The sequence below is a fragment of the Haloprofundus halophilus genome (assembly GCF_003439925.1).
Taxonomy (GTDB): Archaea; Halobacteriota; Halobacteria; order Halobacteriales; family Haloferacaceae; genus Haloprofundus; species Haloprofundus halophilus.
This window is the reverse complement of sequence record NZ_QQRR01000002.1, coordinates 1,126,036-1,133,163: the sequence shown is the minus strand read 5'-3', so window position 1 is coordinate 1,133,163 and position 7,128 is coordinate 1,126,036. Positions and strand designations below refer to the sequence as shown.

At 64.4% G+C, this 7,128-nt stretch carries 9 protein-coding genes and 1 rRNA gene; 7 read left to right on the top strand and 3 right to left on the bottom strand.

Annotation, left to right across the window (positions count from 1 at the left end):
* Window positions 1-122, top strand: a 5S ribosomal RNA gene (rrf, locus tag DV709_RS15445).
* Between the two features lie 159 nt (window positions 123-281).
* A complete protein-coding gene (locus tag DV709_RS15440; protein WP_117595271.1) occupies window positions 282-1,139 on the top strand; it encodes a DUF7504 family protein in 858 nt (285 codons plus the stop codon).
* Here DV709_RS15440 and DV709_RS15435 read toward each other — a convergent pair whose 3' ends face one another.
* Entirely contained in the window at window positions 1,140-1,418 is a 279-nt protein-coding gene (locus tag DV709_RS15435; RefSeq protein WP_117595270.1) for a hypothetical protein, read from the bottom strand.
* Window positions 1,419-1,573: 155 nt separating this feature from the next.
* On the opposite strand from DV709_RS15435, the gene DV709_RS15430 reads away from it, so the two are divergent.
* The 3 genes from DV709_RS15430 (at window position 1,574) to DV709_RS15420 (ending at window position 3,602) form a co-directional block, all read left to right on the top strand.
* Window positions 1,574-2,821: a redox-regulated ATPase YchF gene (locus tag DV709_RS15430; protein WP_117595269.1), complete on the top strand. Its 1,248-nt coding sequence runs from the start codon at window positions 1,574-1,576 to the stop codon at window positions 2,819-2,821.
* A 122-nt stretch (window positions 2,822-2,943) separates the two neighbouring features.
* A complete protein-coding gene (locus DV709_RS15425) occupies window positions 2,944-3,321 on the top strand; it encodes a winged helix-turn-helix domain-containing protein (protein WP_117595268.1) in 378 nt (125 codons plus the stop codon).
* Complete coding sequence (locus DV709_RS15420) at window positions 3,318-3,602, top strand: DUF7521 family protein (protein ID WP_232819756.1); 285 nt, start codon at window positions 3,318-3,320, stop codon at window positions 3,600-3,602. The genes DV709_RS15425 and DV709_RS15420 overlap by 4 nt, the downstream gene beginning before the upstream one ends.
* A gap of 94 nt (window positions 3,603-3,696) precedes the next feature.
* On the opposite strand, the gene DV709_RS15415 is transcribed toward DV709_RS15420, so the two are convergent.
* Complete coding sequence (locus DV709_RS15415; RefSeq protein WP_198665733.1) at window positions 3,697-4,416, bottom strand: hypothetical protein; 720 nt, start codon at window positions 4,414-4,416, stop codon at window positions 3,697-3,699.
* 157 nt (window positions 4,417-4,573) lie between these two features.
* Here DV709_RS15415 and DV709_RS15410 point away from each other — a divergent pair, with 157 nt between their 5' ends.
* The gene (locus DV709_RS15410; RefSeq protein WP_117595271.1) at window positions 4,574-5,431 is read left to right on the top strand and encodes a DUF7504 family protein; all 858 of its coding nucleotides are present in this window, start codon (window positions 4,574-4,576) and stop codon (window positions 5,429-5,431) included.
* On the opposite strand, the gene DV709_RS15405 is transcribed toward DV709_RS15410, so the two are convergent.
* Window positions 5,432-5,710 (bottom strand): hypothetical protein, encoded by a 279-nt coding sequence (locus DV709_RS15405; protein WP_117595270.1) that lies wholly within the window; start codon window positions 5,708-5,710, stop codon window positions 5,432-5,434.
* A 155-nt stretch (window positions 5,711-5,865) separates the two neighbouring features.
* Here DV709_RS15405 and DV709_RS15400 point away from each other — a divergent pair, with 155 nt between their 5' ends.
* Entirely contained in the window at window positions 5,866-7,113 is a 1,248-nt protein-coding gene (locus tag DV709_RS15400; RefSeq protein ID WP_117595269.1) for a redox-regulated ATPase YchF, read from the top strand.
* Window positions 7,114-7,128 lie beyond the last annotated feature (15 nt).

Below are 7,128 nucleotides of genomic sequence, written 5' to 3'. Positions count from 1 at the left end.
TAAGGCGGCCACAGCGGTGAGGTAACACCCGTACCCATCCCGAACACGGAAGTTAAGCTCACCAGCGTGAACGCAACTACTGGAGTGCGCGAGCCTCTGGAAACACGTTCTCGCCGCCTACCACTCATACTTCATCCACCACCCGCAGAGCGACAGCACCGCTCCGCGGGCGTTTCTATTTCGAACAGTTGTGGCTATATTCCGCCGCGGCTGAATACAATCATCAGACCACCGGCACACTTATCTTTCTATCCCGCATGACATGTATTAGTAACATCTCTATGAGTGACTCGTCGACACCGTCGGCCGTCCGTTCGGGACTCCACCTTCGAAGAGCCGAGGACGAAGCGCCGCTACCGTCGACGCTGACCCGAACGCCGTCGGTCGACGTCGTCGCCGTACTGACAGAGACGACGCCCGACGAGTGGCTCGACCGGTGGCGAACGGAGGTCGGTCCGGAACCGGCGGGACAGACGATTCTCGCTATCGACGAGACCACACGGAGCACGGCGGCTTCGACGCCGAGTCCCTCGGTTTTCGGCGGTACCTCTCTGACGAACACGTCTGCGCCGGTCTCACCCGAGGTCGTCGCCGACACGCTCGAGACTGCACTCGCGCGACCCGCGTCGGAACGACTGCTGTTCGTCTGGATCGAGTCGCTGACGCCGCTTTTGGAGGGTAACTCGGCAACTCCGTTGCTGCGGACGCTCCACAAACTCGCCGAGCGCGACACCGTGCTCGGAATCTGTCACGCGGAGGACGGCGCCGTCGACGCGTCCGTCGCCGAGCTGTTCGACAGCGTCGACGTCGCCGAGCCGATGTCGACCCGAATCGACCGGCTTCGGGCGGAGAACCCGACGAACTTCGGGTATCTCCGCCGACACTGGCGAGACGCCAAACGCGCAATCGAGCAGTCGACCCGAAGCTATCCGCAAGCCCGACAGCTCCACGCTGGACTGGGAGAGACCGAGACGACGCCGCAGAGCCTCGGCGTCGCGCTGCAAGCGCTCGTCGAACTCGGCGTCATCGAACTGTGGAACGACACCGTCGGGTCGAACCGCTACGACCTGACGACGTACGACGCCGAGCTACTCGGTGCGGTCGGCGAGTCGCTGTCGAGGACAGACGAAAGCGGGTAACTACGACCCTGTCGAGGGCGCGCGAAGCGACTCCTCGACGACAGTTCCGTCCGGGTCGAGCGTCACTGTTCCGAGAGACACCGTCTCGCCGGTCGGTGTCGACGTCGAGATGTCGCGCAGCACCGTCTCTTGGTCGAGTCGCTCCCAGACGACGCGTTCGACCAGCCGCTGGAACTCCTCGGGGTCGGTCCACCCCGAGTCGATGTCGGAGGGAACGCGGACGACGAACTGGAGGTCGGTCTCGGTGACGTGGATGCCGACGCCGAACGTATCGCTCATGGGCGGTCGTTCGTCGGAGAGACACAAAGAGCCGTTGAACGCCCTCGATGCGCGGCGAAGGTGGCCGGCCGTCGCCGAAGGCGCGTGTACGACAGTTTCACGCACACGCGACGCGGGTAGAACGGTTTTTGGGCGTCGCTCCGCCAGAACGACCAATGAGTTACAAGATCGGCCTCGTGGGCAAACCCTCGGTGGGCAAATCCAGTTTCTTCAACGCGGCGACGATGAACGACGTTCCGGAGGGCGCGTACCCCTTCACGACCATCGACCCGAGCATCGGCGAGGCGTACGTTCGCGTCGACTGCGCAGCACCGGAGTTCGACGAGACGTGTACCCCGAACACGGGATTCTGCAGCCACGGCACCCGCTACGTCCCGGCGAAACTCGTCGACGTGGCCGGTCTCATCCCCGGCGCGCACGAGGGGAAGGGCCTGGGCAACCAGTTTCTCACCGACCTCAACGAGGCGGACGTGCTCGTCCACGTCGTCGACTTCTCCGGGGAGACGGACATCGAAGGCGAGGCGACCGAGGGCCACGACCCCCGCGACGACATCGACTTCCTGGAGGACGAACTCGACATGTGGTACCTCGAAATCCTCGAGAAGGGAATCGAACGCTACCGGGGCGGCTACGACGGCGACGAGAAACACATCGAAGAAGACCTCGCAGAGCAGATGAGCGCGTTCAAAATCGACAAAGACCGGATGAAGCAGGTCATCCTCGCCGAGGGGCTCGAACTCGACCCCGAGACGTGGGACGCCGACGAACGCGAGTCGCTGGCCCGCGAGATTCGAAAGCGGACGAAACCGATGGTCATCGCGGCGAACAAGATGGACAAACCCGTCGCTCAGTCGAACTACGAAGAGGTCACCGCCGACCCCGACTACGACCACCTCACGTTCGTCCCCGCGAGCGCGCACGCGGAGAAAGCACTGAAGAACGCAGACGAAGCGGGTATCATCGAGTACGACGCCGGCGATGCCACCTTCGATATCGTCGGCGACGTCGCCGGAACGCAGGACGTTCCGGCTGGCTCGCGGGACGGAAACCGTCCCGCGAACGTCTCCGAGGAACAGGAGGCGGGCCTCGAACAGATTCGGGAGTTCGTCGAGGCGTACGGCGGGACCGGCGTGCAGGCCGCGCTCGAAGCCGCCCTCTTCGACGAGCTCGGTTGTATCGCCATCTTCCCCGGCAGCGCCAACGGCAAGAAAGACGAGAAAGGCGTCTTCCGCGACTGCTTCATCCTCCCCGGGGAATCGACGACGGAGGACTTCGCCTACCACCTCCACTCGGACATCGGCGACGGGTTGCTCCACGGCATCGACTGCCGTAGCGGTCGTCAGATCGGTTCGGGCCACGAGCTCGGCCACCGCGACGTGGTCGAGATACTCACGACGAACTGAGCGCTCCGACGTGAGCGGTCTGACGCCGGCGGCGAGAATCAGTCGAATCGAGCGGGCGAAGATACGAACCGACCACCTGTGAGCCGAACGAACTATCTTCCTGCCGTCGAATTACTCGGTCGATGGTGCGCAAGCAACTGGAATCCGCTCGCGCAGCCCCACTCCAGGAGGTGTTGGACGCCCTGGACGACCCCGACTGTCGGACTATCGTTCGGCAACTCGACGATGCCATGACCGCACGACAGCTCTCAGACGCCTGCGACATACCCCTATCGACGATGTACCGCAAACTCGAGCGCCTCACCGACGCGTCGCTGCTCGACGAACAGACCGAGATTCGAAGCGACGGCCACCACACCACCTGGTATCGAGTGTCGTTTCAGTCGGTCGAAATCGGCTTGGACGAGAGCCGGCAGTTCGAGGTAGTGATAACCCGGCGCCCGCAGTCCGCCGACGAGCGGCTCGCAGACCTGTGGTCGCAGGTCCGGAGGGAGACGTGATCGACCCGACCACGCTGAGTCCGCTCGTCGTCGCGCTCAAGACGCTCACCCTCGTTCTCGGCGGACTCATCACCTACTACGCGTACAAGGCGTACCGACGGACCGGGGCGGTGGCGCTTCGACTGCTCGCCATCGGGTTCGGTATCGTCACCCTCGGGTCGTTGCTCGCGGGCGCCGCAGACCAGGTGCTCGCGACCGACCAGATGTACGCGCTCGTCGTCGAAAGTGGACTCACCGCCGTCGGATTCGCCGTCATCGTCTACTCGCTGTACGTCGACTGAATCGGCCGAGTGCGAACACGGGACAGCGTTCCGGACGGTCGGTTCGGTCGGGGCGAGACGGTCGGTTCGGTCGGAACCGAGCGGCCGACTCTCCTCAGTCGTCGTCGCGGGTCGTCGCGGCGCTGGTGTCGGCTCCCCGCCCGCGTCGTCGCGAGACGAACCGGCCGACTTCGACGCCGACGAGCCCCACGAGACCGACGAGGCCGACCGCGAGCGCGAACAGTTCGGGGATTCCCATCCACACCGGCGTGATGTACATCAGGCCGTTGAGATACTTCCCGGGTATCACGTTCTTGAGGCCGATCCAGAACTGCTCGTCGACCGAGGGGTTGCGCGAGCCGATGTCGGCGGACTGTGCGCTCGGACCGCCGCTGGATTCGTCACCCGTGCCGAGGCGCTCGGACTCGTAGGGGAACGCGATGTTGACGCTCCAGACCACCTCTCCCTCTTCGTCCACCTCGAACACGCGGTTGCCGTTGGAGTCGGAGACGAGCGTGTGGCCGTTCGGCAGCCGGTCTGCGTCGCGGGGCCACTGCATCTGGGCGTCCCGCCACTTCCACGTCTCGACCCACTCGCCGTCTTGGCGCTGGTACTCGATGACCCGGTTGTTCTCGGAGTCGCCGATGATGACCGCCGGCCCGCCCTCCGATTCGGGGATGTAATCGGGGTTGTGCTGCTCGTTGAGGATGTCGTAGTTGTCCTCCTCGCCGAGCGTCCAGTCCTCCTGGACGCCCTCACCGGGTTCGACGAAGATGACGCGGTCCATGTTGCGCGGACTCAGCATGAACCGACCGTCCTCCAGCACCTCGACCACTCATACTTCATCCACCACCCGCAGAGCGACAGCACCGCTCCGCGGGCGTTTCTATTTCGAACAGTTGTGGCTATATTCCGCCGCGGCTGAATACAATCATCAGACCACCGGCACACTTATCTTTCTATCCCGCATGACATGTATTAGTAACATCTCTATGAGTGACTCGTCGACACCGTCGGCCGTCCGTTCGGGACTCCACCTTCGAAGAGCCGAGGACGAAGCGCCGCTACCGTCGACGCTGACCCGAACGCCGTCGGTCGACGTCGTCGCCGTACTGACAGAGACGACGCCCGACGAGTGGCTCGACCGGTGGCGAACGGAGGTCGGTCCGGAACCGGCGGGACAGACGATTCTCGCTATCGACGAGACCACACGGAGCACGGCGGCTTCGACGCCGAGTCCCTCGGTTTTCGGCGGTACCTCTCTGACGAACACGTCTGCGCCGGTCTCACCCGAGGTCGTCGCCGACACGCTCGAGACTGCACTCGCGCGACCCGCGTCGGAACGACTGCTGTTCGTCTGGATCGAGTCGCTGACGCCGCTTTTGGAGGGTAACTCGGCAACTCCGTTGCTGCGGACGCTCCACAAACTCGCCGAGCGCGACACCGTGCTCGGAATCTGTCACGCGGAGGACGGCGCCGTCGACGCGTCCGTCGCCGAGCTGTTCGACAGCGTCGACGTCGCCGAGCCGATGTCGACCCGAATCGACCGGCTTCGGGCGGAGAACCCGACGAACTTCGGGTATCTCCGCCGACACTGGCGAGACGCCAAACGCGCAATCGAGCAGTCGACCCGAAGCTATCCGCAAGCCCGACAGCTCCACGCTGGACTGGGAGAGACCGAGACGACGCCGCAGAGCCTCGGCGTCGCGCTGCAAGCGCTCGTCGAACTCGGCGTCATCGAACTGTGGAACGACACCGTCGGGTCGAACCGCTACGACCTGACGACGTACGACGCCGAGCTACTCGGTGCGGTCGGCGAGTCGCTGTCGAGGACAGACGAAAGCGGGTAACTACGACCCTGTCGAGGGCGCGCGAAGCGACTCCTCGACGACAGTTCCGTCCGGGTCGAGCGTCACTGTTCCGAGAGACACCGTCTCGCCGGTCGGTGTCGACGTCGAGATGTCGCGCAGCACCGTCTCTTGGTCGAGTCGCTCCCAGACGACGCGTTCGACCAGCCGCTGGAACTCCTCGGGGTCGGTCCACCCCGAGTCGATGTCGGAGGGAACGCGGACGACGAACTGGAGGTCGGTCTCGGTGACGTGGATGCCGACGCCGAACGTATCGCTCATGGGCGGTCGTTCGTCGGAGAGACACAAAGAGCCGTTGAACGCCCTCGATGCGCGGCGAAGGTGGCCGGCCGTCGCCGAAGGCGCGTGTACGACAGTTTCACGCACACGCGACGCGGGTAGAACGGTTTTTGGGCGTCGCTCCGCCAGAACGACCAATGAGTTACAAGATCGGCCTCGTGGGCAAACCCTCGGTGGGCAAATCCAGTTTCTTCAACGCGGCGACGATGAACGACGTTCCGGAGGGCGCGTACCCCTTCACGACCATCGACCCGAGCATCGGCGAGGCGTACGTTCGCGTCGACTGCGCAGCACCGGAGTTCGACGAGACGTGTACCCCGAACACGGGATTCTGCAGCCACGGCACCCGCTACGTCCCGGCGAAACTCGTCGACGTGGCCGGTCTCATCCCCGGCGCGCACGAGGGGAAGGGCCTGGGCAACCAGTTTCTCACCGACCTCAACGAGGCGGACGTGCTCGTCCACGTCGTCGACTTCTCCGGGGAGACGGACATCGAAGGCGAGGCGACCGAGGGCCACGACCCCCGCGACGACATCGACTTCCTGGAGGACGAACTCGACATGTGGTACCTCGAAATCCTCGAGAAGGGAATCGAACGCTACCGGGGCGGCTACGACGGCGACGAGAAACACATCGAAGAAGACCTCGCAGAGCAGATGAGCGCGTTCAAAATCGACAAAGACCGGATGAAGCAGGTCATCCTCGCCGAGGGGCTCGAACTCGACCCCGAGACGTGGGACGCCGACGAACGCGAGTCGCTGGCCCGCGAGATTCGAAAGCGGACGAAACCGATGGTCATCGCGGCGAACAAGATGGACAAACCCGTCGCTCAGTCGAACTACGAAGAGGTCACCGCCGACCCCGACTACGACCACCTCACGTTCGTCCCCGCGAGCGCGCACGCGGAGAAAGCACTGAAGAACGCAGACGAAGCGGGTATCATCGAGTACGACGCCGGCGATGCCACCTTCGATATCGTCGGCGACGTCGCCGGAACGCAGGACGTTCCGGCTGGCTCGCGGGACGGAAACCGTCCCGCGAACGTCTCCGAGGAACAGGAGGCGGGCCTCGAACAGATTCGGGAGTTCGTCGAGGCGTACGGCGGGACCGGCGTGCAGGCCGCGCTCGAAGCCGCCCTCTTCGACGAGCTCGGTTGTATCGCCATCTTCCCCGGCAGCGCCAACGGCAAGAAAGACGAGAAAGGCGTCTTCCGCGACTGCTTCATCCTCCCCGGGGAATCGACGACGGAGGACTTCGCCTACCACCTCCACTCGGACATCGGCGACGGGTTGCTCCACGGCATCGACTGCCGTAGCGGTCGTCAGATCGGTTCGGGCCACGAGCTCGGCCACCGCGACGTGGTCGAGATACTCACGACGAACTGAGCGCTCCGACGTGAG